We start from the raw sequence: 23,780 nt of genomic DNA, 5'->3' as shown, positions 1-23,780 counted from the left end.
CGGCCGGAAAATCGAGTAGGTCGCGCATGGAGGTCTCCTGGGCTTGGCTGCCCACCGGCAGCTCACCCCTCTCCTCCCCCTCCTCTCTTCATTGCCGCGAGCCGCCCCCGCCCAGTCCCTTGGCCCCCGATGGGAAGTCCGTGCGGATCAACCGCCCGGCCTTGGCATAGGCCACCGACGCGCGGTTGACCGCGCGGCGCCCGGCAAGGTCGTCATCGCCGGCAAGAATCAGTTCGCTCACGCTGTCGGGAATGGTCACCAGGCCGAAGCGGCGCGACCCCAAGCTGGCCCAGCAGGGAAGCCTGTGCAGCAGCGACCATGCCCGTGCGTTTCGAAACCCTCGGCCAGCCCCAGCCGTGGGCCCAATCCCCCCACCCCGCCAGGCGCCGAGGCCCAGCGGGCCAAGCGTGGCTTTCTCGGTGTACATCGCCGTTTCGGGATCGAGGAAGATCCGCTGAAGCGCCACGAGCCGCTGGCCCTCGCGCACGGCCACTAGAAGCGCCGGCTTGAAGACGGTGTGGGGTCTCGCGCCGCGTGGACAGCGCGGATGGTACCGGACATCGCCCGGCGCCGGCAACAGATGGCGCGAAGCGAGATACCGTTCACCAAGCGTCCCCATTAGGGGCATGGCCTGGGACCAGAGGCGCTCGACGTTTGCCCCGCCGCTAACAGGCCTTTTAGGCGGCCCAGGAAAGTGCCCCGATACTTGCACCCGCTGGAGTTCGCTTAGGACATCGGCGGAATTGCAGCCGGCAAAGCAGGTCACAAGGATGCCCCTGTCGCCTTGCCGCAGCGAAAGGCTCGGATCCCGATCGACATGGGCCGGGCAGCGGCACATCGCATAGTTCCCGTGCCATGTCCCCCGCAGTGTCCCCACGAGATCGATCAGGGCTTGCGTGGGCCGCCGCGCTACGACCGCCATGGGGCACTCCTGCCTAGGCGAGTTCCTGCGTATGTATTTGTCTCAGCGTGGCGGGCGACGACGCCCTGCCCGGATGACGTGCACGGAGGCGTGAACGTGAAAAGGACGCCAACAGCGCGCCCGCTCGAAGTGGAAAGATGATGTTCCATCATGGTTCTACCGTGTGACGCGGCCACAAAAAGCCTGGACCAGACGCACGGAGCCGCCCGGCTTCCCGATGTCTCGGACCCACCACCCCGACCTCCCTCTCCGCTCTTGCCTCAATTCTTCCGGACTGCTGCAACTCGAGATGCCGCCTCACGGGATACGGCAAGGGCACACAGAGACTGGAACTCTAGAACTCCAACGCAGCGAGGATCGCCGCCATTGCCGCAGGCTCATCCATGCCGGCTCGCTCGACTGTCACGATTTGGCCGAGATGCTGCATGCGGGGGTGCGTGATTTCCTTGGCCGCGAGATACTCACGGCTGTCGAAACCCATGGCCTCCACAACAACCGTACGGATCTCGCCGGTCATCCTTGAGCGTGCTTCGAGCACGAAATCCGGCCGGCAAGGGCCGTCCGCAGTGAGAACATCGAACAAGGGTTTCTCTATTGCCAGGTCGACGCCCCGGGCATGAAGGAGGTGCTGGCAGCGCAGGATGATCCGCAAGATCGTACGTTCGAACTCGGAGTCTACGGGCAGGAACATTCGGCCACTGAGAACCGGCTGGGCATAAGCGCGCAGCGGTGCATAGCCTCTCGCTTCTGGATACTGGCCCACTACGACGAGCACCAGGAACGGGCCGCTGATGCGGTTGCCCCGGACCGACGGCGACTGGACGCGATTGGCGATCCCGAGCGTATCACCACCTGGCAGCGTGATCTGGTGGCTCTGAATGGCGGGCGCGTAAAGCAACACGAAGCCTTGCGGAGCATGCTCTCTTGGCCACTGCGGCTCCAACGCACGCAAGGCGGCATAGACCGCCCGGGCCTGCAACGGACGGGCATGCGTCCATAGGACGCGCTCGAGGTCGATGCCCGGCGCAGCTTCTATCCGACCTGCCGCGCGAGTTAGCGCCGCGAATTCGTGCCTGATGGAGCGTTGCTCGCCAAAACTAAGCGGCGCGGCGCGATGGACATTGGCTGCCGCCATCAAACGCCAGAGCAAGCGCGCAAGCCTGGGAATGGAGGCGCCGCGTGTGCGGTCGTCGCTGGCGTCGTCTTCGGGGCGCTGGGAAAGCTTTTCCGGGGCGGGTTTCAGGACTTCGAAGAACCCTTCGGGCGGATCAAGGGGCGTCGAGCGTGACCGGACCTCGGTCAGACGATTGGTGACCTGATCGCGGAAAAACGGGCAATCGCCTCGGTGCTCGGGACGTTTGGGGCTGGTGAGGCGGCGCAGATAATACGTCTCGGCCTCGGACAGAAACGCTGGGGTTAGGATCGGCGGAGCGCTTCCGCTTCCAAGGCAGCCGCAAGCGATCCATCGGTGCCCGATCCGCGCATTCTGAACCAATGCGATCCCTGCTTGCTCATCATGTGCATCCCCTTCCCCGATGTACCAGCGCACGAGAGCCTCCTGCAGAACCGCTGGAAGGGGAATTCTGTTTGACGCCTTCCCGTCGGTATCGCGCTCAATCAGCCACATCAGGAAACTCTCCCGAACCGTCGGATGAGAAAGTATTCGGTGCGATTGAGACGTTGACAAATCCAATCGATGCGAACTTCAATCATCACATCGAAGCGAGGGAGCAGCTCATGCATCGGTACTGTCCGGCATTGATCAGCATTATATTGGCGTTTTCCGTCGACTCCGCGTCGGCCCGTCAGTCTAACGTCGTGCGCACCGTCCAGCTCATCGAAATGGGCCGATTGCCGCATGCGAGCCGATCTGAAGTTGCAACTCCGGATCCTGCGCAAGCAGAAGCCGTGTCCTTTCAAGTGTTGGACCTCAATCGCCGTTACGTGGCGGACCGAATGGCACTGGAGTTCGAGGCAGCGAGAAAAACCGCGAAAAGCAGCGCCTCGACGGGCTTTCCCGTCGCCGCTCGATCTTCCATCGCGGTGCCAGATTGGATGACCAGTGCATCCTTCCCCGCCATGTCCGCCTTTAACGCCGCTTGCAGTCCAATAGGCTATCGTCCTTCGGGTATCCTCAAGGCGGCTGCCGAAGCCCGGCGCTCGGCCTGGTACGCGGCGATGAGCGCGATTGCCTGCGAGCAAGGTATACCAACCGGCCTTTTCGATGCGCTGATCATTCGCGAGAGCCGCTACGACCCTGGAGCTGTATCGCCCAAGAGCGCAAAAGGGCTCGTCCAGCTTGTGCCCGGTACCGCGGCTTATCTCGGCATCGATCCGGACGATCCGGTGCAGAACCTCAGAGGCGGCGCGAGATATCTGCGAGAACAGCTCGACCGCTTCGGTCAGGTACATCTCGCTCTTGCCGCTTACAACGCCGGCCCTGCCCGCATCCGTGGCGGAATGGTGCCCCAGATACGCGAAACGCAAGACTACGTTGCCGATATCCTGGCCAACTGGTCTCGCCTGAGCCGCGAGGCCGCGATCGCATCGTTCTGATATCGGGTTTCGAACGGCCGGCGAAAGCTGCGGCGACATCGCGCTATTCGCCGTTATCCCTTAAAAACCGCAGATCCCTGCGCTGCACCATCCGGCTGTAAGTCGCGGTCAACTCTCTGATTATGCAGGCCTGGATGAACTCACCGTGCTCAGGCCGCACGTCATCCCACTCCAAACCATCAAGATCTGAAACGATATCGGGAATAGCGCTGCTGAGCCCCGCGACGATCGTTGCGATCAGACCGACGAGCCTGTCCAGGCCATGTGGTTCGACGCAGTCGCCGGACAGGATTTCCTGCGCGACGGTCGCTTCCAGCTGTGTGATATCGAGCGCGTCGAGCAAGGCATGGATTTCGTCGAGGCGAAGTGGGCGCCGCTTTCCGCAGTCCCTATGCAAGGTGTAATGCATTCTGCTTCTGCGCAGACCGGTTCTCATCGCCAGATCGCGGTAAGTAAGCCGTTCGGCATGCATTCGGTGCAGAATGAAATCTGCCAAGCTGAAGGTTTTTCGGTGCGCATATTGCTGCGGCCCGGCGTCGAACATTGGTGATCCCATAGCCCACCTTTCTGCTGTGTCGCTTATTGGGTAGTCCGGGTACTCGAGATAACAATAAAATTAACCATCGCAATCAATAGGACTTTGCGATCAATCGGTGAGATCAACCTCGTTATAGGTAGAAAGGCGTAGGACTGCGCGCCCATGCACTACGGCGACACAGTTCAAAGCGGTCCCGATGTTTGCGCAGTCGTAGAATCAGACCAACCGGCGGCTTGGTGTCCCTTCTAATGGACAACCGTCCACAATACCGAGTTTCACGTCCATGGAGATGACACTCGGTCCATTTTCATGGACAATACCGATATAACGACTGCAATTACTCTCAGGTACGAGATAAATGCCGCATCGAACCGGTTGCCATCCCAATTCTGATTGAAGTGAACGTGCGCAATTCCTCAACTGTGGGTCGGGCGCAACGAAAGGCGCTCGCTCTCAGGAGAAGCCTTCATGAAATCCCTGCTCACGAAAAGCAGCCGAACCGACTTCACGGTTATCGCTGCAACCGCCGTCGCCCTCGTGGCAGCCACCGTGGCCTTCGCCGGACCGGCGTTCGCTGGCGCCGACACGACATTCGATACCGCGCTCACCCAGTTCACCGGGTTCCTCGAAGGCTCGGGCGGCAAGATCATCACCGTTCTCTCTCTTGCCGGCGGCATCGTCGGCCTCGCCTCCGGCCGCTTCAGCCTTGGCCAGGTCGCCATCCCCGTTGGCGTGGGCGTCGGCGCGGGCACGGGTATTCCGATCGTCACTTCGACCGTCACCGCGACGATCTGATCCCAAACGGCGGCGGAGCGGCAGTTCCACCGTCATGGAAGGCGGCGCGGTATGTCAGTCGACCGATATGTGATCCCTTCTCATCTCGACGATCCTGAGCTGATCGGGTTTTGGACGCTGGATGAGTTCCTGGCCATGGTCATCCCCTTCATCTGGGGGATCCTGTCCCAGCACATCGTCATCGGGATAGGCTTTGCCTTCCTTGGCTGGTGGGTTTTGAGGAAAGCCAAAGCTGGGCGGGCAACATCATGGCTGATCCATCTCGCGTATTGGCATTTGCCCGGCGGGTTCCCCGCGCTGCGCGCCACGCCGCCTTCCTACCTCCGGCTGATGGTGGGCTGACATGGAATTTTCGTACCAGCACGCACAAAGCCAGCGGATCCTGCGACAGCGCAATCTGCTTGGTCTCGTATCGCTCGGCCTCGCCGGCGCGCTCGGCCTCATGCTGCTCTTCGCCGCGACGCGCAGCCGCGAGGTGGTTCTGCAGCCGGTGCTGCGCTCGCCGCTGACGCTTTCGAGCGGCGGCGTCTCGCGTGAGTACCTCGAGCTCATCACCCGCGATACCGCGATCCTGACCCTCGATCGGTCGCCCGGCAGCCTCGACTACTGGATGACCTCGGTCCTCGAGATCGTCGCCCCGCGCGCCCAGGGCAAGATCAAGGCGGATCTTCTGCGCATCGCCAATGAGCAGCGCGGCTCCAGCATCTCGCAGTACTTCCAGATCCAGTCGATGGAGATCGACACCGGGGCCCTGACCTCCTCGGTCACCGGCAAGCTCAACACCGTCGTCGGCCAGAAGGTGATCTCCAGCGACATCCGCACCTTCCAGTTCGCCTGGGAGTACCAAGGCCTCTCGCTGAAGCTGATCGGCTTCGGGATGGTCCACCCCAAGAAGAAAGAAGAGGGCGTGTCATGACATCGACCCCGTATGCGATCGGCGCCTGCGCCATTGGCGCGGTCCTGGCATCGCGCTGCTCCTGCCTCGTCAGTCGCACCTTGGGCGCGCTGCTCGTCGGCACGGCGGCCGTCGTGCTGGCGGCTCCAGCTCATGCCACCGGCGACCAGACGCTGATGGCGTCCGACGGCAGCCAAGTCGACTGCAACGCCTCGGCGCGCGACCTCACCCGCATCAGCCTCGTCGAGGACGAATTCGCCGCAGTCTCCAAGATCAGCACGGGCAATCCGACCGACGATTTCAGCGTCGTCAACGAACCGGTGCGCGGAGACATCTATCTCTCGGTTCCCGACGGCTTTGCGCGGCCCGCCCTCTCTTTTTTCGCGACCTCCAAGCGCGGCTATGTCTACAAGTTCGTCTGCCGCATCGCCGGCGACCAGGCAGTGCAGGTGTTCATCGCCAACCCGGCGATCGCCAAAGCGGATGCAGCGCAGGCGGTGCCTTCCGGCCCCCAGCAGGTCAGCTCGCAAGATCAGGCCATCGCCCTCGTCCAGGCGATGTACGCGAACCGGATTGTCGATGGCTACGAGACGCGCCAGCGCGCGCTGCGGCCGGTCTACGTCGGCGACCTCAAGGTGCAGATGGTCGCCGAGTATCGCGGATCCGAGATGACCGGCCGGGTCCTCAGGATCGAGAACAAGGGTACCCAGGACGCCGCGCTTACCGAGGCCAGCGTCGCGCCCGCCTCTGCGCTGGCCGTCTCGATCGCCGAGCCGCGCCTTGCTCCGGGCAAGGTTACCACCGCCTACCTCGTCACTCGCAGCGGGAACTAAGCCATGGCGCTCAAGGATATCTTCTCGCGGGGCCGCAAGCCTCTCGACGGGCCAGAAACCGGCAGTGATGCGGGCGTATCGCCAGTACCCACCGAGCTCGAAGAAAACGCCGCAGCGCGCAAGAAGCAGCGGATGCTGCTCGCCGGCGCCGCCGGGATCGGCGTCGTCGCCTCCAGCTTCTGGATTTTCGGCGACACCGGCAAGGTCCAGGGCGAGGAGGGCCCCAAGGGCGACAAGATCACCGTCTCCACCAACGACATGCTGAACCGCAACCTTTCCGAGCAGGAATGGATGGCGGCCTCGGAAAATCGCTTCCAAAGCCAGGAAAACCAGCTGCGCAGCGTCGATGGCACCAATGCCAAAGTCGCTCAGCTCTCCGAGCAACTCGAAGCCCTGCGCGCGCAAAACCAGTCGATGACCGCCGATGGTCAGCGCGTGGTGAGCGCCTATCAGTCGGAGAACGAGCAACTGCGCCGGCAGATCAATGACCGCGCCGCGCCGGCAGTGCCGCCGCCAGGGCCCGCGGCGCTCTACGGCGCCGGCATGCCGACCTACCAACGCCCGGATGCGGCGGGCGCCGCCGGGCCGGGCTTGGCCCCTGCCCGTTCCAGCGAGGTCAAGATGGTGTCCTTCACCAGTGGCAACACCGGCACGGCCAGCAAGGTCGAGAAGGGAAACACGGTCTACACCGACAGCCCCAATTATCTGCCGCCCAACAGCTTTGCGACGGCCAAAGTGATTGTCGGCGTCGATGCCGCCGCCGGCGTGCAGAGCCAGACTGACCCGCTGCCGGTGGTGCTGCGCATCACTGGTCCCGCGCGCTCGGTGCTCCAGAACGGCAAGCTCCTCACCACCAAGATACAGGGCTGCCTCATCAACGGTGCCGCGCGCGGCGAACTTTCCAGCGAGAAAGTCTACGTCAAACTGCAGAAGATGACCTGCCCGCAACCTGGCGGCCGTTATGCGGTGTCGGAGGTCAAAGGCTTCATCGCCTTCGGTGGCAAAACCGGCGTGCGCGGCCGCGTTGTCAGCCGCGAAGGCGGACTGGTCAGCCAAGCCTTCATTGCCGGGCTATTTGGCGGGTTCGGCAGGGGCTTTGCCGCCAATTCAAACAATGCCCTCACCCAACCCAGCGTCATCATCGATGGCAAGCGGCAGGACCTCTCGATGGGCGACATTGCCAAGGGCGGCCTCGGCGAAGGCATTTCGCAAACGGGCGACATGGTCTCGAAATACCTGATCGAGCGCGCCGAGCAGTACCAACCCGTGATCGAGATGCCCACCGGCATCGATGTCGAAATCGTCTTCTTGGAGGGTGTCTATGTCCGGAACTGAAACCAGCTGGCGCGTCCATCTCCCGACCAGACAGGTGATGCTGCCGCTCGTCTGCTCCGCGATCGGCATGCTGTCGATCGCCGCCGCGCCTTACGCCGCCGAAATGGCAAGCGGCAGCGGCCAAGTTGAAGAACGGCTGAAGGCCAGGCTTCCCAAGACCAAGGTGACCTCCGTCAACTGCGACAAGGTCGGCGGCCTCTGCGAAGTGACCGCCGGCAGCAACCTCTTCTACATCGACCGCTCGGCGCGCTACCTCGTGATCGGCCGCGTCTACGACATGGAGACGCGCCAGGACCTGACCGCGGTCCGGCTGCTCGAGATGAACCCCGACATGCTGGTCGGCGGGGCAGCGAAAGCCAGCGCCGCCGGCGGCCCGGAGGACGCCGCAGAACTTGCCGCCCATCCCGCGCCGTCCGCCCAGGCCGCACAGGCGCCAATCCGCAAGCTCCCGCTCGATACGCTGCCGAAGGATGGTGCGATCGTCTGGGGCAATCCGGCAGGCAAAACCGTCACGGTCTTCAGCGATTTTCGCTGCGGCTACTGCCGCGCGCTCAGCAACACGCTTGCCGCGATGGATGTGCGGGTGATCGAGCGGCCGATCTCGGTGCTCGGGAGCCGCGATCTCGCGGACAAGGTCTACTGCGCTAAAGACCGCGCCAAGGCGCTCCATGCTGCCTATGCTGGCGAAGCCCTCGCGGCCGGCAAGCCCTGCAACACCTCGGGGCTCGATGCCAATGAGGCCTTCGCGCGCAAATACGGTCTTGGGGGAACCCCGGTCATCGTCCGCGAGGACGGCTCGGTCCTCGAAGGCTATCGTCCAAGGGAGTTCCTTGCGAACTGGCTGTCGGGAGCAGGCTCGTGATCGCCTCGCTCGCTTTTGCCGCCGGTCTCGTCGGCGGCCTGCTCGGCGCCGGTGCTTTGGCGGGATGCACGACGCTCGGTGGCAATATCAAAGGCGACTTTGCCTGCCGGGCACCCGACGGCATTTGCGCGCCCAGCGCGACGATCGACGATCAGGCGCTCGCGCTCATTTCGGGAGAGGACGGCGACCGTCTGGTCGCGCCGCAGGTCCCTACCTCGAACCGCCAGCTGAGGGCCGCGGTTTCCAGAAGGCATCGGCCCCGGTGCGGACGCGCGAGCGCGTGCTGCGGATCGTCTTTCCCGCCCAGATCGACGCCGCCGGGCGGCTTCATGAACAGACAGCCGTCCACGCCGTTGTCGAACAGGGTAATTGGGCGGAAGCCCTTGCCGCCAGTGCGATCGCAACCTCGCGCGAAGACGTCGCTGCCGCCACCGGGGCGGATACGCTGCTGGCCGCCGTCGAACGCGCCGATCCTCCGCTTATCGATATGTTGCCAATCGACAGCGGCGTACCCAGCGCCGAGGCCGTGGCCCTCGCCAGGTCCCAAACCGGCCCCGCCCGGGCCAGCAAGCACCGACCCGGTCGGCGACATCAAGGACCAGGTGACACGCACGCTGCTGACGCCGCGCGGTACGCCGACGGCGCTGCCCCCGGCCAAGCGAGCGCCGACCGCCGCAGCGAACGTTACTCCCGCGCAAGCGGCACAGCCGGCCAGCGGCGCCGCCAGCGCCAGTAGCATCCGATCACAGCAGCCCGCGCCCCGTCGCCAGCACGGCGCCTCCATCGCCGTGCCCAAGTTTGCGACGCCGGAAGGGAAGGCCGCGATCGCCGCCGTCGCTGCCAACCCGGCGATCCGAGCAGGCCTCGATCGCGGGGAAAGCGAAGCCAACATGGCTGCGCAGAATCCAGCGGTTCCAATGCTGCGCGCCGCGCCATTTCCGGGGCTTCAGCCATGAATATGCTGCGCAGCATAATGGCCTCGCTGCTCGGCGATGACAGCGCACCCGAGATGGCCCGACCCGACACCGCAGTGCCGCGGCTCGTCCACTGGCTGCCCTATCGCAGCTTCGATCCGAGGACTCACCTCTTCTACAACAACGCCTCGCGCGGCTTCGTGCTCGAGGCCGCGCCGATGATCGGGGCGAGCGAGCGCTCCGCCGACATCCTGACGCAGTTCCTCTCCGAGGGCATCCCGACGCCGGGCACGCTGCAGATCCATGGATGGATGAGCCCGCGCGTCAGCGAACGGCTCTCGCAGTGGTACCTGCCGCGCTACTCGGCTGCCGGCGTCTACGAGCGAATGGCAAAGCACCGCACCGAATACCTGCTGGGCGGTGTGTGGAATTCGCTCTCGACTTCGGCCCCCTTCTGCCTGCGCAACCACCGCCTCGCGATCTCCTATGCGACGCCGGAGACAAGCCGGGTTTCGGGCGAGGAAATCGTCGCGGTCATGGAGGGGCTGACCTCGGCGCTGGAATCGATCGGCATCGAGGCGCGCCCGATGGATCCGCAGGCGCTGATCGCCTGGATCGACGACATCACCTCGCCGACGACGGCCCCGGGCGACGACACGATCGTCTACAATCCCTTCGACCCGATCGCCGACCAGGCGGTGCGACACGACCTCGAGATCAAGATCGAGCCCGATCGCATCCTGCTGCGCACCGAGCGTTTCCGCCCCACCGGCAAGATGATCGACGAGGCCCCGGAGATCGGCGAGATCTACCCCGACGTCTTCGATGTACGCTCCTTCTCGGTGCGAAACCTGCCGCAGCGCTGGGCGCCTTGGGATATGGCCAAGCTGATCGGCGACATGTTCGCCGACAAGCTGCGCATGCCCTGCCCGGTCTCGACCAACCTCTGCCTCGACTTTCCCGACGCCGAGAGCGAGGGCCTGCGGGCAAGCCGCAAGTTCATGCGCACCACCAGCCTTGCCGATTCCAAGTCGGCGCGCATGCTGCCCCAGCTCAAGGACCAGTCGGCGGAATGGAAGTTCGTGAAGGACGAACTGCGCCAGGGCCGCAAGTTGGTGCAGGCCTTCTTCTCGGTCACGTCCTTTTCGCCCAAGGGCAAGGGCGATGCCAACGAGCGGATCCTAAAGTCGGTGTACCGCGCCGCCGGGTGGGACCTGCTCGACGATCGCTATCTCCAGATCCAGGGCCTGCTCGCGGCGATGCCGATGACGATGGCCAACGGCCTCTCGTTCGACCTCCGGAACATGAAGCGGCTGCGCACGGTGCTCACCACGACCGCCGCCAGCCTCGCGCCGCTGCAGGGCGAATACCTTGGCGGCAACAATCCGCACATGATGCTGATCGGCCGGCGCGGCCAGCCCTTCTTCTGGTCCCCTTTCGAGAACAGCGCCGGCAACCACAATGTCGCGGTGTTCGGCAAGTCGGGCTCGGGCAAATCGGTGGCGCTGCAGGAACTCTGCGCCGCGCTCTGCGGCGCAGGCGCCAAAGTCGTGGTCATCGACGACGGGCGCTCGTTCGAGCACTCGGCCAAGCTCCAGGGCGGTGCCTTCGTCGAGTTCACGATGTCCTCGGGCTTTTGCATCAACCCGTTCTCGATGATCGACCCCGAGATGGCCGCAGCCGACGAGGACTACCTGCTCGACTGCTTCGCGATGCTCAAATCGATCGTCAACCAGATGGCGCGGCACGTCGACAAGCTCAATGACACCGAGCGCGGGCTCATCGACGGCGCGGTCAACGAGGTCTGGAACCGGAAGGGCCGCAGCGGCTCGATCGACGACGTCATCGCCGCTCTCACCGAGACCGGCAACCCGCTCGGCGCCGATCTCGGCATCGCCATGCGCCCGTTCTCGTCGGTCGGCACGTATGGCCGCTTCTTTCAGGGCGAGGTCTCCTTCGAGCTGAAGGCGAACCTCACGGTCTTCGAGCTCTCGGACCTCGCTTCCCGCGAAGAGCTGCGCTCGGTGGTGCTGACCGCGATCATGTTCATGGCCTCGCAGATGATGCGCCGGGTCGACCGCAGCATTCCCAAGGCGCTGTTGCTCGACGAAGCCTGGCAGATGCTCAAGGGCGGCTCGATGGCCGACTTCATCGAGGCTTATGCCCGCACCTGCCGCAAGTACGGCGCTTCGCTGGTAACTGCCACGCAGAGCCTCAATGACTACTACAAGTCGGACGGCTCGCGGGCCGCGCTCGAGAACAGCGACTGGTTCGTCATCCTGCAGCAAAAGGCCGAGACGATCGCGGACTTCAAGAAGCACGACCGCTTCGAGATGGACGACTACACCGACGCCCTGCTGCGCTCGCTGAAACGCAGCGGCACCGAATATTCCGATGTCATGATCAAGGGGCCCGACACGCTCGCGGTGGGCCGCCTGGTGCTCGATCCTTATTCGGCGACAGTCTTCTCCTCCTCGCCCCGCACCTTCGCCCAGATCCACGAACTCCTCGAGCAAGGCTTCACGATGGACGGGGCGATCGAGCGTGTCGCCTTTCCGGATAACCCCGAGAAATGGGGCTGCGATGATGCGGCTACCATTCCCATGGCTGCGGAGTGACCAGCATGGCGATGCGCACCTCGAAACCGAACAGGGATGCCTGGAGCAAGCCCGATATGGGCTACCTCCTCTATGCTGCACTTCACAGTGCCGGCGTGCTGGCAACGACGCTGCTGATGACCTGGGGCGTGTTCGTGCTTTTTTTTGCAGCGATCGGCGGGTTCTCCCTCGCCGGCGTCATGCACCAGCTCGCCAACATGTCGAACCGCTATCTCGCGGCTGACGCGGACCGTATCACGCAGTTCCGGGCGCTGGTCTTTGGTCTCCACCTCATTGTGGGCGGCACAATCCTGTTCTTGCGCCGCGACAACCTTCGCCCGCGCGATCCCCTCCCACGGGAGCACAACGCATGACCGAAGCCAGTCCGACCTTTGACTTCATCGATGAACCCGAACCGGCCGCGCCCCAGGCAAGCAAGCGCCGCACGGTGTTCGCCGGCTACACGGCCGGGCAGCTTTTTGCCGGCATCGGTGTCCTCGGCCTCGTAGTCTGGGGCATGTGGGTGACCCGCACGATCACCGCCGATCCGCCCCAGCGCATCGTCAAAGCCAACCTCTCCGGCATCGTCGGCGACTATGTCCAGGCGCAGGCGCGCAGCACCAACCCGCCCCAGGAAGTCGAGGCGCAGATGCGCCAGTTCATGGCCTCGCTCGACACCGAGCTTCAGCGCCGCAGCGCCGCAGGCCAGGTCGTGCTGGTCGGTGAGGCTGTGCTTTCCAAAGGCGTCCCCGACATCACCCCCGAGGTGGTCAAGGCCGTCTACGCCTCGGGCGTCGGGCGGCCACAGCCCGCATCGGCGCAGCAAATGATGCGCAGCGGCCCGGCAGCATCCCCGATGTCGCAAGGGCTGATCCCGCAAGTGCCCGTGCCCCAACTGCCGACCGGAGCAGCGCCGATGGCCGCCAGCCCATTCGGGCCCTGGCAGGGTTTCGCGCCGGACGATGCCGGCGCGGCCGGACAGGGAGCTAGCGGACAGGGCGCCGCCGGCGCGAGCGTTTCCAGCTTTGGAGGGGGCTATGCCGCAGGCAATCCTTGAGCGCTGCGCCGATCCACACCCCAAAGCGAAGTGGCGCCCGAAGAGCCGCCGCTGGGCCGCGCTCGGCCTCTTCATCGGCTGCGGCATTGCCCATTCGGCGGTCAGCGAATGGCAGGGCAGCCATGCCCTGCTCATCAACACCTCGGAATCGCTGCCGAACTGGGCCTTCGTAATCCACAAGACCTCGGTGCCCCAGCGCGGCGACTTCGTGTTCTTCGTGCCGCCGCCGGGCTCTCTGCTGGTCCGGCATTTCGGGGCGAAGAAGCAGCTCTTCGGCAAGATCGTCTACGGCCTTCCCGGCGAAAGGGTCGAGCATCTCGGCGCCGAGGTCGCCGTGAACGGCCGTGTTGTCGGCCGCATGAAGCCGCGCACACGGCTTGGGGAACCGCTCGCAGAAGGCCCTACCGGCGTGATCCCGCCGCGCTGCTATTACGTCGGCACGCCGCACAAGGACGGCTTCGACAGCCGCTATGCCGCCATCGGCTTTGCCTGCGCGCGGCAGATCGTCGGCGTCGGAAAGGCGATCCTGTGATGCGGCCGGCATGGACCACGCGCCAGGCTCTTGCGCTCGCCGCGCTCTGCACACTGACGCTGTCCTCGGCCGGGCGCGCCAGCGATCACGGCGTGGTTGGGCAGACTTTTCCGATCATCGAGACCGACCTGCTTTCTACGATCGAACAGCGCCTGCAGACCCTTCAGCCTCCGGCGGCATCGAGCGGATGAACGCCGAGTTCGCCCGGCGCACCGAGGCGAAAGTGCGCCGGCCGCCCCCGGTCGCCGGGATCACCGCTGCGACGGAGACCCGCGCCTGGGCTTACGATCCCACGATCGTCATCGACGAGGATGTCCGCGACCAGAAGGGCAATCTCGTGGCCCAGGCCGGGCAGCGGGTGAACCCGCTCGATTTCGTGGCCATGCGCCAGGCGCTGGTCTTCGTCGACGGCGATAGCGCCGAGCAGATGGCCTGGGCCACTGCACGCTATTCCGATCTGGGTGCCAAGATCATCCTCGTCAGTGGCTCACCGATCGAGGAGATGACGAAGCGCCGGCGCCGTTTCTACTTCGACCAGGAAGGCCGGCTCAGCGGCAAGTTCGGGATCCGCCACACCCCGGCGGTCGCCGAGCAAAGCGGCCGGATCGTCAAGCTCACCGAGATCAAGCTGAAGGGAGCCCCGTGATGCCGCTCTGGCTCGATTTGCTGCGCACGCCGATGGCGGCACCGGAAACCACGCGGCTGCGCCGCATGCGGCGCACTTTCCAGCTGCTCTGCGTGAGCACGGCCCTCGCCGTCATGGCCATCAAGCCGCTGGTCGTCGTGCTCGGACTGCGCGCCCCTCTCGTGATCGGCGCCTTGCTTACCTTCTGCGCGCTCCACGCCCTGCGCTATGCGCGCGAAAAACACCGTGCGGACACGGCCTGGATCGCAGCCCTTACTGAGGAGCATCCATGACGGCTCTAGGCAAAATGTGGCGCTGTATGCGGTCACCCATCATGTTTGCGCCGACTGTCGCTTTCGGCCTCGCCATGGTTCCACTGGAACAGGTCGACATCGGCACGATCGCCCTCACTGCCATGTTGCTTTGCGCGTGGGCGCTCTCCGGGTTGCTTATGTCTGCCCTCGTGGAAATCCTGCCCCCTGCCCGTGACAGTTTTTCCGAAGGTGGGCCGACGCCGAGTCGCGAATGGTGGAACCGGGCTCTCGTCGCCGGCTTTCTCGTTCTTCCCATTGCCCCCGGCCGCGCGCTTTTGATCGGGATTTGGCTCGCCGCTCTCCTCTGCCTTGCCTTCGTCAGCGGTGCCCGCGAAGGTGAATCGGGGAACGAGCCATGATGGCTCTGCGAACCCTCATCGCCGCTTTTGCGCTGTTTTATGCGGTGGCGCTATTTCCGCCTTCCGCCCAGGCGCAATCGCGCTGCACCGGCAAATTCGTCAATCCGATCACCGACGTATGCTGGTCCTGCCTGTTCCCGATGTCGATCGGCGGGCTCAGCATCTGGCCCAGCACCCGCCCCGACACCAGTAACCCCTCGCTTCCCATTTGCGCCTGCGGCAGCCCGATCCCGCGCATCGGTATTGCCGCGGGGTTTTGGGAGCCCGTGCGGCTCGCCGATGTGTCGACCAAGCCTTGGTGCTTCGTGAACCTTGGCGGCATGAAAATCGCCCCCGGCTTCGACATCGGCAACGGCTATGTCGAGGGGCCATCCCAGATAGGAGGCAAGGCCCAGAATACGTCCAAGTGGCATGTCCACTGGTACGTCTATCCCCTGCTCTACTGGATGGAGATCCTGACCGATTTCCTCTGCTTCGAGCAGGCGAGCTTCGACATCGCCTACATGACCGAAGTCGATCCGCTCTGGCAGGACGATGCGCTCACCACGATCATCAATCCAGAAGCGGTGATCTTCGCCAATCCGATCGCGCAGGCGGCCTGCGCTGGCGATTGCATTGCCGCAACGCTGCGCCTGCCGCTTGATGTGACGTTCTGGTGCGCGGGCTGCCAGGGCTCGATGTATCCGATGAACGGCAACATCGGCGCCTCGATCGACCACGTCCAGGCCTCGCGGCTCGCGCTCTCGCGCTTCACTTTCAAGATGCACCGGCAAGGCCTCGCCTGGGGGACGATGGGCAGCAAGGGCCTATGCGAGAAGTACCTCATGCCGGTGCTCAAGAAGCAGCAATACCGCGTGCAGATGACCAACCCGACCCCGACGGTCAGCGGCAAGGCCGGCTGCTCGCCGATCGGTGCCTCCACGTTGCCGCCGCAGGCCGGCCGCGCCTTCCCGGTCCAGGGCGAGGACATGGGCTACCTCATGTGGCGCAAGCGCAATTGCTGCGTGCTCTAGGAGAAACGAGATGCGACGCTCCAGCATAGCCCTCGCCGCGCTCCTAGCCGCGCCGGCGCCTACCAGGCCATCGCCCAGACTGTGGACGGTCTCGATCTCGATGCCATCAAGCGGCGTTCGAGCGAGGCGGCCGGAGATGCCGACGCTTTCGTCGCCCAGGTGCAGAACCGCGGGGACGCCTTCCGCGAGGACGCTCTCGCCGCCCAGAGCCAAGGCACCGACAGCCTCTCGGGCCTCACCGCGAAACATGTTCCGCAAAATGGCGAGGGCCCGGTCGATTTCGATGAGATCATCGAGGGCGCGTCGCAGAATGTCGCGGCCAGGAAGGGCGAAGCACCTCAGCTCATCGTCTTTGCCAGCCTGTCGATGCCGCCGCCCGCGCTGCGCCAACTGATTGCCGATACCGGCAAGGCCGGCGGCATCGTGGTGTTCCGGGGCTTTCCGAACAATTCGTTCAAGGCCTTTTCGGCGGCGCTCAGCAAAGTCGTTACCGAGCGGGACCAGCTCTCCAACGTCGGCATCGATCCGCGTCTGTTTCGGGCCTTCGCGGTCACAGCCGTGCCGACGTATGTCGCGGTATCCTCGGATTTCGACCTCTGCTCAGGCTTTCATTGCACGACGCAGGTTCCGCCCCACGACCGCATGACCGGCAACGTCTCGGTCGGCTATGTGCTCGAGACTTTTGCCGGCGGGAATGGACCCGGCGCCGGCGTCGCGGCCGTCGCGCTGCGCAATCTGTCGAGGGCCAGCTGACATGCGCTGCGGCGGGCTCCTTCCGCTGCTGATGCTGGCTTTCGCCAGCCCCGTACTCGCGCAAACGACAGTCCAGGAAGCGCGCGAGGAAGGCAAGGCCTTCGGCAAGGGCAAGAGCGCCAACGACGCGCTGGTCCCGAGCGAGGGCATGCAAAACCAGGTGCCCTTCTACGCCGCACCGACCTGCCGCAGAGCCAGTACTTCGACGATCCCGACAAGCTGGTGGCCGACGGCGGCGCGCAAGCGAGCAGCAGCGAGGCCGTTGCCATCACGACGGACCGGGCGCGCACACGCGCCCAGTTCGATGCGCAGGAGATCCTCGCCACGACCGCGCGGGCCAGCGAGATTGAGAGCAATCCCGATGCCTACCTTCAGGGCGAGCAGCTCGGCGGCGATACCGGGTCCTGCACGCCCCTGCCGCAGGGCGGCGGCAACGTCAGCTACTATGAGGCGACCTGCAACTACGGCGCCGCGATCAAGGAAAGCAGCCCGATGTGCACCGCGCCGTTGGTGGTGGCGACCGAGGGCGGCGAGCCTGCCTATAGCTACAAGTGCGACGACTACTATTACGCGCCCGCCGCCAATCGCAGCCGGCTGTGCTCCAGATTCGATCCCTATCTCGCCTCGGGCCAGTGCAGGGTTGCGGACCCGGACATCCTGACCATCCGGATTTGCCTCCAGTCGGGCCCGAATGGCGGATGTTATGAGCCGGATTTCATGACCGGCCAGCGTCTCGAGTGTTCCAGTCCGGTCATCACGGACCTGGCCTACACCAAAATCGACGAGGGCCATGTCGTCAGCGAGGCAGTAGATGAAGGGCAGTGCAGTAATGCCACGGCGGGTAAGACCTGCGAGCTCGTTTCCGAAACCTGCGTCGATGCCGATCCCTCTACAAGGACGATCAACGGCGTATCGGTCACCCGCGCCTGCTGGGCCTGGCAGCGCAGCTACCAGTGCCATGCCATCTCGCAGGGCAATGACTGCGGCGATCTCGATGCCAATGCGCAGTGCACATATGTGCGTGACGAATGCATCGATGACGAGGACGATCCGAACTACGATCCGGCCGCCTGCAAGGTCAGCCAGAAAGTTTATCGCTGCCCGGTGCCGAGCAGCGCGGAGCCTTCGCCCAAGCAATATGTCTGCGGCGATGATGTCTACTGCATCAATGGCGACTGCGAGCCGATCGAGCGGGAGGCTTCGACTGAGTTCAAGGACGCGCTCGTTGCGCTCCATGCGCTGGGTCAGGCCGGAGACGAGTTCGACGAAGACAACTTCACGGTCTTCTCGGGCGATCGGCAGACCTGCCACAAGCCGGTTTTCGGGCTCATCAACTGCTGTGCGGGCAAGACCTCGGGCCTGTTGACCCTTGCCGCCGGCGGCGCGGCGCTGGCGGGCGGCCCGGCCGCGCTTGCCGCCGTGGCAACGCCCTTCCTCACCCTCTTCGCCTGTTCGAGCGAAGAGAAGATGCTCGATGTGAAGGACCGGATGGGCTTCTGCCACAAGGTCGGAACCTACTGTTCCTCCAGCATTCTCGGCATCTGCCAGAGCAAGAAGACCGCCTACTGCTGCTTTGAAAGCAAGCTCTCGCGCATCCTCCAGGAGCAGGGCCGCCCCCAGATCAACAAGCCTTGGGGCAAGCCGAAGAAGGAGCAATGCGAGGGCTTCACCATCGACGAGTTCGCCCGGCTCGATCTCTCCTTGATGGATTTTACCGAGGTCTACTCGGAATTCACCGACGCCGCGAAGCTGCCCGACGAGGTGAGCACGCTCGCCGATATCCAGACCAGGATCCAGGACTACTATGACCTCCATACCAGCCAATGATGCGGGCGATGGCGAAGGCCTGCTGCTCTCAGCCATCGATATGTCGGTCCTCGATCTCGCGATCTTCCTGCGCGTGCACCGCGCCGACCGGCCGACCCTGGCCGGCGAAGTGTCGGCAACGGTCGAGCACTGGTTCGCGTGCCCGGTCGATCCCCGCGAAGTCGAGCGAGGGTTTCGCCGGATGCTCGAGCGGGGCTGGATCGTGCGCCGAAGCGGCGGCGTGCGGCCCACGGTTGCTGGACGCCGCCATAGCCGCACCCACCTGCGCGGCCTTGTCCGGATGATGGACCAGGGCACCAAGATGCTCGACGTCGCGAGGCTGATGTCGGTCCTGAACCTCGCGATGATCGAACTCGATGGGGAGCATGAAGTCGATGATGACCAAGATGCCTGATGATCGCGCGGCCACCAGCGCCGGAGAGTTCGCCGTTGCTGCAGCCATCCTGCTAGCCCTGACCGCACTCGCGCCCGGGCCCGCAATGGCCGAGGACGAGGCCGCACCGCCGGCCCCTATTGAGGCGGGCGAGGCGGGCGACGACTTCTACTGCCGCGAGCGAAAGCTGGGCCAGTGGTTCTATTGCGAGAAGCCGCGAGCACAGCCGCCCCAACGGCCGGCAGCGCCCGAACCCACACCGAGCGAACGCATGGCGGCAATTGCCAAAGAACTCGACGAGCTCAAGGCCCGCGCAATCCTCGATCCCACCGAGGAAAACGTGATCGCCTATGTGCGATTCCAGCGCGAACAGCTCGACCGTGCATCGCTGTTTGCGGACACCTGGCAGCGCGCGCTCTGGCAGAACCCCGACATTGACTACACGCTGCAGCGACCGGTCTCGACCGTCGCCAAGCGAGCATGGTCTGATAATCGGACCGCCGACCGCGACGAGGTCCTGACGCACCTCAGCCAGCGCTATGGGATGTTCTACTTCTTCGCGCAGAGCTGCGGCGCCTGCGAGATTTTCGCGCCGATCCTGCGCTCGGTCGCGGACTCGCACGGCCTCGCGGTCATGGCCGTCTCGATGGACGGCGGCCCGAGCCGCACCTTCCCGAATTACGTGGTCGATTCCGGGCAGCGCGCCCGGATGGGGGTACCCGGCAATGCCACGCCCGCGCTCGTGCTTTTCGACACCGCGACCCGCAAAGCCGTGCCGATCGGCTTCGGCATCATGTCGGCCGACGAGATCATGGAGCGCATCTTCATGCTCACCAACACCAAGGTCGGGAGTGATTACTGATGAACCCGCTCCAGAGCCCTTCCCTCGCTTCGCCGTGTCCGACTTTGCCTGACCGCACCCTCCCGCGCTTGCGCGCCAAATCCCGGCGGCTTGCCGCCGGCGCCATGATCGTCGCGGCCGCCAACATGGTGCCGACCGGCATTGCCCGCGCCGATGTCGCCGGGCAGATGAACTCGTTCTTCAATGACGCTGGCGGCGCTGCCAATGTCACCGGCCCGACCGCCTACGAGGGTCAGTCGGCCGGCTACTATTCGCTCGGCAATGTCTGGACGCGCTTTCCCCAGAAGAGCGTCTCGCTGTTCAATCTCCAGCTTCCAAGCGCCCGGGCGGGCTGCGGCGGCATCGACCTTTTCACGGGATCGTTCTCGTTCATCAATGCCTCCGAGATGGTCGCGATGCTCAAGGCGACCGCGAACAATGCCCTGGGCTTTGCCTTCAAACTGGCGATCGACAGCGTCTCGCCGATGATCGGCAAGATCATGGGCGAATTCCAGCAGGCCGCCCAGCAGATGAACCAGATGAACATCTCCTCGTGCGAGGCTGCGCAGGGACTAGTGGGCGCGGTCTGGCCCAAGATGCAGGGAGCGCGCTCCACGATCTGCGCCTCGATCGGTAACAGCCAGGGGGTCTTTTCCGACTGGGCGCGCTCGCGGCAGGGCTGCGGGGCCGATGGCCAGCTCGACAGCGTGCTTGAGGGCAACAACGACCCGAAAATGAACGAGCATATCCCGGGCTCGCCGCGCAATTACACCTGGCAGGCGATCAAGCGCTCGAACAAGTTCGGCTCCTTCGACAAGGGCTTTGCCGAATATCTGATGACCGTCGTCGGCACGATCATCACCAACCCCAAGGCCACCGATGGCGCGTCTATCCAGTACATCGGCCCGGCCGAGGACGCGGTGGTGACCGCCCTTCTCGACGGCACCCAAACAGGCAATTCGGTCAAGGTCCTCACCTGCGACGATGAGGACGAATGCCTGAACGTCACGGAATCGAACCTCTCCGTGCCGTCGAGCGTCGCTCTGCGCCCTCGCGTCAAGGCGATGATCGTCTCGATGAACGACAAGATCCGCACCGATGCTGCGCTGAATGCCGCAGAGCAGCAGCTTCTCACGATGACGACGGTGCCGCTTTACAAAATGCTTGCCGTACAGGCGATGGCGCATGCCAGCTTCAGCGACGGCGAGGTCGACGCGCTTGCCGAGATCGTCGCAGTCAACCTTTTGAGCGCGATGATCGAGAACATGCTCGACCGCGTGAGCCAGTCAGAGGTCCACTTCCAACCGGCAGACCAGGCCACCGCCGAAACCTGGCGCAAGCAGCTCTCCGAGGCGCGGGGAAAATACGCCGAACGCGACGTGAAGGTGAAGAACACCCTCAACGTCACGATCGCGCTGATCAACAAGTCGGTGATGCTGGAATCGACGCTGCAGAACACGATGTCGCCGGGCATGGCGGCCGCGCTCAAACTTTTCGCGCGGCCTCAATGCCCAGGGCCTCAACTAGCAGCGCGGGAGAAAGGCGATGGTCGAGGTCTTCACGGTCGGCGGCGGTGAGTACATCGTCAACACCTTCAACGCAGTCGCGGCATGGACCGGAGGCGGCGGCTATCGCTCGCTGATCAAGGTCGTGATGGTGCTTGGGCTCATCTACGCCCTGCTCTGCGTCGCCTTCACCATGAACATCCGCGTCTGGCTGAACTGGTTTCTCGGCTCGACGCTCATCTACATGTGCCTGATGGTGCCGACCGTCGATGTGAAGGTCACCGATCGCATCAATCCATCACTGGCACCGGCAACGGTCGCCAACGTGCCGCTGGGCCTCGGCGTGATCGCCAGCTTCACCAGCCAGGTCGGGGATTGGCTGACCCGCACCGCTGAAACCGTGTTCCTGATGCCGAGCGAGCTCAACTACACGAGCAATGGCATGATCTACGGCGCGCGCTTGTTCGACGCGACGCGCAATTTCCAGATACGCGACGCCGAGTTCGCGACCAATCTCCAGTCCCATTTCAAGAATTGCGTGTTCGGGGACATCCTGCTCAACCACAAATCGCTCACCGACCTCGCTGAAGCGACCGACCTCTGGGCCGCCATCGGGCCGGGCTCGGAAGCCCGCGCGCAGCCTTGGCTCGAAAAGTCCGGCGGCACGGTGAGCACCTACATCGTGACCTGCCGCGCGGCGTATCAGAACCTGACGGCTCAGTGGGCCGAGGTGATCGATGCGGCGACGCCGCTCTGGGGCCGGCAATCATTCCCCAAGCTGACAAATGCCGCAGCTGCCCAGAAGCTCCGGCAAGACGTGCCGATCGTCAACGCGGCCTTCACCGGCGCGAATTCCGACTACGTGACCGTCATGCGGCAGAACACTGCGATCAACGCCTTCATGCAGGCCCGTGATGCGATGTCCGGAAGCGCGGGCGCCGCCTCGATCGACGCATTCGCGACGACGCGCGCGGACATCCAGGCGCGCAATACCTACAATTCGATCGCGCAGCAGGCGATGTCGTGGGTGCCGATCCTCAACATCGTGCTGACCGTCGTCTTCTACGCGATGTTCCCGGTGATCTTCCCACTCTTCCTCATGCCGCAGACCGGGATCGCAGCGCTGAAAGGCTATGTCACCGGCTTCTTCTACCTCGCTGCGTGGGGGCCGCTCTACGTCATCCTCCACATGATCTGCATGACCCGCGCGACGAGCGCCGCCATGGGCGCAGCGCAAGGCGGCACGTCCCTGGCAAACTTCGCCGGCATCGGCGCCGTGAACGCCGAGACCGCCACGATCGCCGGGTTCATGCTCATGAGCGTCCCCTTCATCGCCGGCGGCCTTGCCCGCGGCGCCATGGGGATTTCCGGGCAAGCGACTTCGATCCTGGCGCCGGCCCAGAATGCTGCAGAAGCAGCAGCGCTCGAACAGACAACCGGGAACTATTCCTATGGTAACACGAGCTTTACCAACTCGACGTCGAACATGCGCCAGACCGCGCAGTGGTCGGATGCCCCCAGCTATTCGACCGGGGCCGCTGGTTTCACCACCCGGTTCGACAACGGCGCGACCGAGTCCGGTTTTGGAAATGGCTCGATCGTCACGGACACTACCGGAGCCTTGTCCAGATTGCCGATGGCGCCCTCCGTTAGCTCGGGCTTTGCGGCGGAAACCAGGCAAGCCGCATCAAGTTACATGCGGGCAGCAGAGAGCTTGGAGAATTCGGCAGCTCAAATCCGGACTGCGACCCATACCAATCGCAGCACCAGAGCGACAAGCGCTGACGTATCGAACGGATCCGAAACCGGCAGCCGAACCACCGAGGGAACTAACCGAGAAGAGTTCGATAGAACCTCTTCCGGGAAGTTTGAGGGTCTCGACAATCGCAGCAGTGTCGGGACGCAGTCTCGCGTAAGCAGGGGCGCCGCGCGTACTTCAAGCACTCTCGATACTACCTCAGCATCGCTCGGAGTTGGCGTGGGTGGGGGCGGAGGCGGAGGAGGGAGCGCGAGTGGAGGAAAAGGAGCGAAAGGTATGAAGCGCCCCGGGTTTTCAGGAGGCAGTTTTCATTTGGCTATGCAGCCATATCGAGGTTCTCGAGGGCTGCATAGTAATTGTCTTCGGCCTCAGCGGGCGGGATGTGCCCGATAGGGCCGAAGAGCCGGTGATTATTGTACCAATCGACCCAGCGCAGCGTTGCCATTTCCACGGCCGAAACGCTTGGCCATGATCGCTGCCGCCAGATGACCTCGGCCTTGTAAAGGCCGTTGATCGTCTCGGCTAAGGCGTTGTCGTAGGAATCACCTACGCTACCGACCGAGGGGACGAGTTTG

Annotated in this window: 23 protein-coding genes and 3 pseudogenes; 22 read left to right on the top strand and 4 right to left on the bottom strand. The window is 64.3% G+C overall.

Translation table 11 applies throughout. From position 1 onward, the window contains the following. Positions 1-88: 88 nt before the first annotated feature. Both ADT71_RS32735 and ADT71_RS03250 read right to left on the bottom strand, forming a co-directional pair. Positions 89-493, bottom strand: coding sequence for a hypothetical protein (locus ADT71_RS32735; RefSeq protein WP_231635528.1), 405 nt, complete (start codon positions 491-493; stop codon positions 89-91). A gap of 763 nt (positions 494-1,256) precedes the next feature. After that, the gene (locus tag ADT71_RS03250) at positions 1,257-2,549 is read right to left on the bottom strand and encodes a hypothetical protein (protein WP_054435046.1); all 1,293 of its coding nucleotides are present in this window, start codon (positions 2,547-2,549) and stop codon (positions 1,257-1,259) included. Between the two features lie 53 nt (positions 2,550-2,602). Between ADT71_RS03250 and ADT71_RS32730 the strand changes: the two genes are divergently transcribed. Next, positions 2,603-3,478 (top strand): lytic transglycosylase domain-containing protein, encoded by an 876-nt coding sequence (locus ADT71_RS32730; RefSeq protein ID WP_231635527.1) that lies wholly within the window; start codon positions 2,603-2,605, stop codon positions 3,476-3,478. Positions 3,479-3,521: 43 nt separating this feature from the next. Here the strand turns inward: ADT71_RS32730 and ADT71_RS03240 are convergent, their stop codons facing one another. After that, entirely contained in the window at positions 3,522-4,022 is a 501-nt protein-coding gene (locus ADT71_RS03240; RefSeq protein ID WP_054435040.1) for a hypothetical protein, read from the bottom strand. Between the two features lie 462 nt (positions 4,023-4,484). Here ADT71_RS03240 and ADT71_RS03235 point away from each other — a divergent pair, with 462 nt between their 5' ends. The 21 genes and pseudogenes from ADT71_RS03235 to ADT71_RS03135 form a co-directional block, all read left to right on the top strand. Further along, on the top strand, positions 4,485-4,811 hold the full coding sequence (locus ADT71_RS03235) for a TrbC/VirB2 family protein (RefSeq protein WP_054435037.1): 327 nt from the start codon (positions 4,485-4,487) through the stop codon (positions 4,809-4,811). Positions 4,812-4,862: 51 nt separating this feature from the next. Further along, positions 4,863-5,153 (top strand): type IV conjugative transfer system protein TraL, encoded by a 291-nt coding sequence (gene traL / locus ADT71_RS03230; protein ID WP_054435036.1) that lies wholly within the window; start codon positions 4,863-4,865, stop codon positions 5,151-5,153. A 1-nt stretch (position 5,154) separates the two neighbouring features. After that, positions 5,155-5,727, top strand: a complete 573-nt coding sequence (locus tag ADT71_RS03225) for a type IV conjugative transfer system protein TraE (protein ID WP_054435033.1) — start codon at positions 5,155-5,157, stop codon at positions 5,725-5,727. Then, positions 5,724-6,539, top strand: coding sequence for a type-F conjugative transfer system secretin TraK (locus ADT71_RS03220; RefSeq protein ID WP_054435030.1), 816 nt, complete (start codon positions 5,724-5,726; stop codon positions 6,537-6,539). The genes ADT71_RS03225 and ADT71_RS03220 overlap by 4 nt, the downstream gene beginning before the upstream one ends. Before the next feature lie 3 nt (positions 6,540-6,542). Further along, positions 6,543-7,874: a TraB/VirB10 family protein gene (locus tag ADT71_RS03215; RefSeq protein WP_054435027.1), complete on the top strand. Its 1,332-nt coding sequence runs from the start codon at positions 6,543-6,545 to the stop codon at positions 7,872-7,874. Beyond that, positions 7,861-8,736: a DsbC family protein gene (locus ADT71_RS03210; protein ID WP_054435025.1), complete on the top strand. Its 876-nt coding sequence runs from the start codon at positions 7,861-7,863 to the stop codon at positions 8,734-8,736. The genes ADT71_RS03215 and ADT71_RS03210 overlap by 14 nt, the downstream gene beginning before the upstream one ends. Before the next feature lie 64 nt (positions 8,737-8,800). Next, complete coding sequence (locus tag ADT71_RS03205) at positions 8,801-9,472, top strand: TraV family lipoprotein (protein ID WP_156336446.1); 672 nt, start codon at positions 8,801-8,803, stop codon at positions 9,470-9,472. Positions 9,473-9,688: 216 nt separating this feature from the next. Continuing rightward, on the top strand, positions 9,689-12,268 hold the full coding sequence (gene traC / locus ADT71_RS03200) for a type IV secretion system protein TraC (RefSeq protein ID WP_054435020.1): 2,580 nt from the start codon (positions 9,689-9,691) through the stop codon (positions 12,266-12,268). Positions 12,269-12,273: 5 nt separating this feature from the next. Beyond that, positions 12,274-12,621 carry a hypothetical protein gene (locus ADT71_RS03195; protein WP_054435056.1) on the top strand — a complete coding sequence of 116 codons (348 nt, stop codon included), beginning with the start codon at positions 12,274-12,276 and terminating at the stop codon, positions 12,619-12,621. Beyond that, complete coding sequence (locus tag ADT71_RS03190; RefSeq protein ID WP_082370131.1) at positions 12,618-13,304, top strand: type-F conjugative transfer system protein TrbI; 687 nt, start codon at positions 12,618-12,620, stop codon at positions 13,302-13,304. The genes ADT71_RS03195 and ADT71_RS03190 overlap by 4 nt, the downstream gene beginning before the upstream one ends. Continuing rightward, entirely contained in the window at positions 13,285-13,836 is a 552-nt protein-coding gene (locus tag ADT71_RS03185) for a S26 family signal peptidase (RefSeq protein ID WP_054435016.1), read from the top strand. The genes ADT71_RS03190 and ADT71_RS03185 overlap by 20 nt, the downstream gene beginning before the upstream one ends. Beyond that, positions 13,836-14,482: pseudogene (traW, locus tag ADT71_RS03180) on the top strand (type-F conjugative transfer system protein TraW). The gene ADT71_RS03185 and the pseudogene traW overlap by 1 nt, the downstream one beginning before the upstream one ends. Beyond that, on the top strand, positions 14,482-14,754 hold the full coding sequence (locus ADT71_RS03175) for a hypothetical protein (RefSeq protein ID WP_054435013.1): 273 nt from the start codon (positions 14,482-14,484) through the stop codon (positions 14,752-14,754). The pseudogene traW and the gene ADT71_RS03175 overlap by 1 nt, the downstream one beginning before the upstream one ends. 41 nt (positions 14,755-14,795) lie before the next feature. Further along, entirely contained in the window at positions 14,796-15,134 is a 339-nt protein-coding gene (locus ADT71_RS03170; protein ID WP_054435009.1) for a hypothetical protein, read from the top strand. Beyond that, positions 15,131-16,147: a conjugal transfer pilus assembly protein TraU gene (traU, locus tag ADT71_RS03165; protein WP_054435006.1), complete on the top strand. Its 1,017-nt coding sequence runs from the start codon at positions 15,131-15,133 to the stop codon at positions 16,145-16,147. Before ADT71_RS03170 ends, traU begins: the two co-directional genes overlap by 4 nt. An 81-nt stretch (positions 16,148-16,228) precedes the next feature. After that, positions 16,229-16,900 carry a type-F conjugative transfer system pilin assembly protein TrbC gene (gene trbC / locus ADT71_RS03160; RefSeq protein WP_369818156.1) on the top strand — a complete coding sequence of 224 codons (672 nt, stop codon included), beginning with the start codon at positions 16,229-16,231 and terminating at the stop codon, positions 16,898-16,900. 222 nt (positions 16,901-17,122) lie between these two features. After that, positions 17,123-18,727, top strand: a complete 1,605-nt coding sequence (locus ADT71_RS03155; protein WP_369818155.1) for a conjugal transfer protein TraN — start codon at positions 17,123-17,125, stop codon at positions 18,725-18,727. Continuing rightward, positions 18,705-19,121, top strand: coding sequence for a hypothetical protein (locus ADT71_RS03150; RefSeq protein WP_054434999.1), 417 nt, complete (start codon positions 18,705-18,707; stop codon positions 19,119-19,121). Before ADT71_RS03155 ends, ADT71_RS03150 begins: the two co-directional genes overlap by 23 nt. Then, positions 19,102-19,962 (top strand): conjugal transfer protein TraF, encoded by an 861-nt coding sequence (locus ADT71_RS03145; protein ID WP_369818157.1) that lies wholly within the window; start codon positions 19,102-19,104, stop codon positions 19,960-19,962. Before ADT71_RS03150 ends, ADT71_RS03145 begins: the two co-directional genes overlap by 20 nt. A 104-nt stretch (positions 19,963-20,066) precedes the next feature. Then, positions 20,067-21,468: pseudogene (locus ADT71_RS03140) on the top strand (conjugal transfer protein TraH). Between the two features lie 18 nt (positions 21,469-21,486). After that, positions 21,487-23,505 (top strand): annotated as a pseudogene (locus ADT71_RS03135) (conjugal transfer protein TraG N-terminal domain-containing protein); the annotation flags it as partial. Between the two features lie 16 nt (positions 23,506-23,521). Here the strand turns inward: ADT71_RS03135 and ADT71_RS30015 are convergent. Further along, positions 23,522-23,780 (bottom strand): integrase core domain-containing protein (locus ADT71_RS30015; protein WP_156336444.1); only part of this gene is annotated, 259 nt, incomplete at its 5' end.

Origin of the sequence: Novosphingobium sp. ST904 (genome assembly GCF_001298105.1) — a bacterium.
Classification (GTDB): Bacteria; Pseudomonadota; Alphaproteobacteria; order Sphingomonadales; family Sphingomonadaceae; genus Novosphingobium.
Note: the sequence above shows the minus strand (reverse complement) of the source record. Positions and strands in the feature narration are given on the sequence as shown.

Bases quoted from the DNA above. Each gene is read 5' to 3' on its own strand.
- ADT71_RS03250 (WP_054435046.1), bottom strand. From the start codon at position 2,549: ATGTGGCTGATTGAGCGCGATACCGACGGGAAGGCGTCAAACAGAATT.
- ADT71_RS03240 (WP_054435040.1), bottom strand. From the start codon at position 4,022: ATGTTCGACGCCGGGCCGCAGCAATATGCGCACCGAAAAACCTTCAGC.
- ADT71_RS03235 (WP_054435037.1), top strand. From the start codon at position 4,485: ATGAAATCCCTGCTCACGAAAAGCAGCCGAACCGACTTCACGGTTATC.
- traL (WP_054435036.1), top strand. From the start codon at position 4,863: ATGTCAGTCGACCGATATGTGATCCCTTCTCATCTCGACGATCCTGAG.
- ADT71_RS03225 (WP_054435033.1), top strand. From the start codon at position 5,155: ATGGAATTTTCGTACCAGCACGCACAAAGCCAGCGGATCCTGCGACAG.
- ADT71_RS03220 (WP_054435030.1), top strand. From the start codon at position 5,724: ATGACATCGACCCCGTATGCGATCGGCGCCTGCGCCATTGGCGCGGTC.
- ADT71_RS03215 (WP_054435027.1), top strand. From the start codon at position 6,543: ATGGCGCTCAAGGATATCTTCTCGCGGGGCCGCAAGCCTCTCGACGGG.
- ADT71_RS03210 (WP_054435025.1), top strand. From the start codon at position 7,861: ATGTCCGGAACTGAAACCAGCTGGCGCGTCCATCTCCCGACCAGACAG.
- ADT71_RS03205 (WP_156336446.1), top strand. From the start codon at position 8,801: ATGCACGACGCTCGGTGGCAATATCAAAGGCGACTTTGCCTGCCGGGC.
- traC (WP_054435020.1), top strand. From the start codon at position 9,689: ATGAATATGCTGCGCAGCATAATGGCCTCGCTGCTCGGCGATGACAGC.
- ADT71_RS03195 (WP_054435056.1), top strand. From the start codon at position 12,274: ATGGCGATGCGCACCTCGAAACCGAACAGGGATGCCTGGAGCAAGCCC.
- ADT71_RS03190 (WP_082370131.1), top strand. From the start codon at position 12,618: ATGACCGAAGCCAGTCCGACCTTTGACTTCATCGATGAACCCGAACCG.
- ADT71_RS03185 (WP_054435016.1), top strand. From the start codon at position 13,285: ATGCCGCAGGCAATCCTTGAGCGCTGCGCCGATCCACACCCCAAAGCG.
- ADT71_RS03175 (WP_054435013.1), top strand. From the start codon at position 14,482: ATGCCGCTCTGGCTCGATTTGCTGCGCACGCCGATGGCGGCACCGGAA.
- ADT71_RS03170 (WP_054435009.1), top strand. From the start codon at position 14,796: ATGTTTGCGCCGACTGTCGCTTTCGGCCTCGCCATGGTTCCACTGGAA.
- traU (WP_054435006.1), top strand. From the start codon at position 15,131: ATGATGGCTCTGCGAACCCTCATCGCCGCTTTTGCGCTGTTTTATGCG.
- ADT71_RS03150 (WP_054434999.1), top strand. From the start codon at position 18,705: ATGACCTCCATACCAGCCAATGATGCGGGCGATGGCGAAGGCCTGCTG.
- ADT71_RS03145 (WP_369818157.1), top strand. From the start codon at position 19,102: ATGATGACCAAGATGCCTGATGATCGCGCGGCCACCAGCGCCGGAGAG.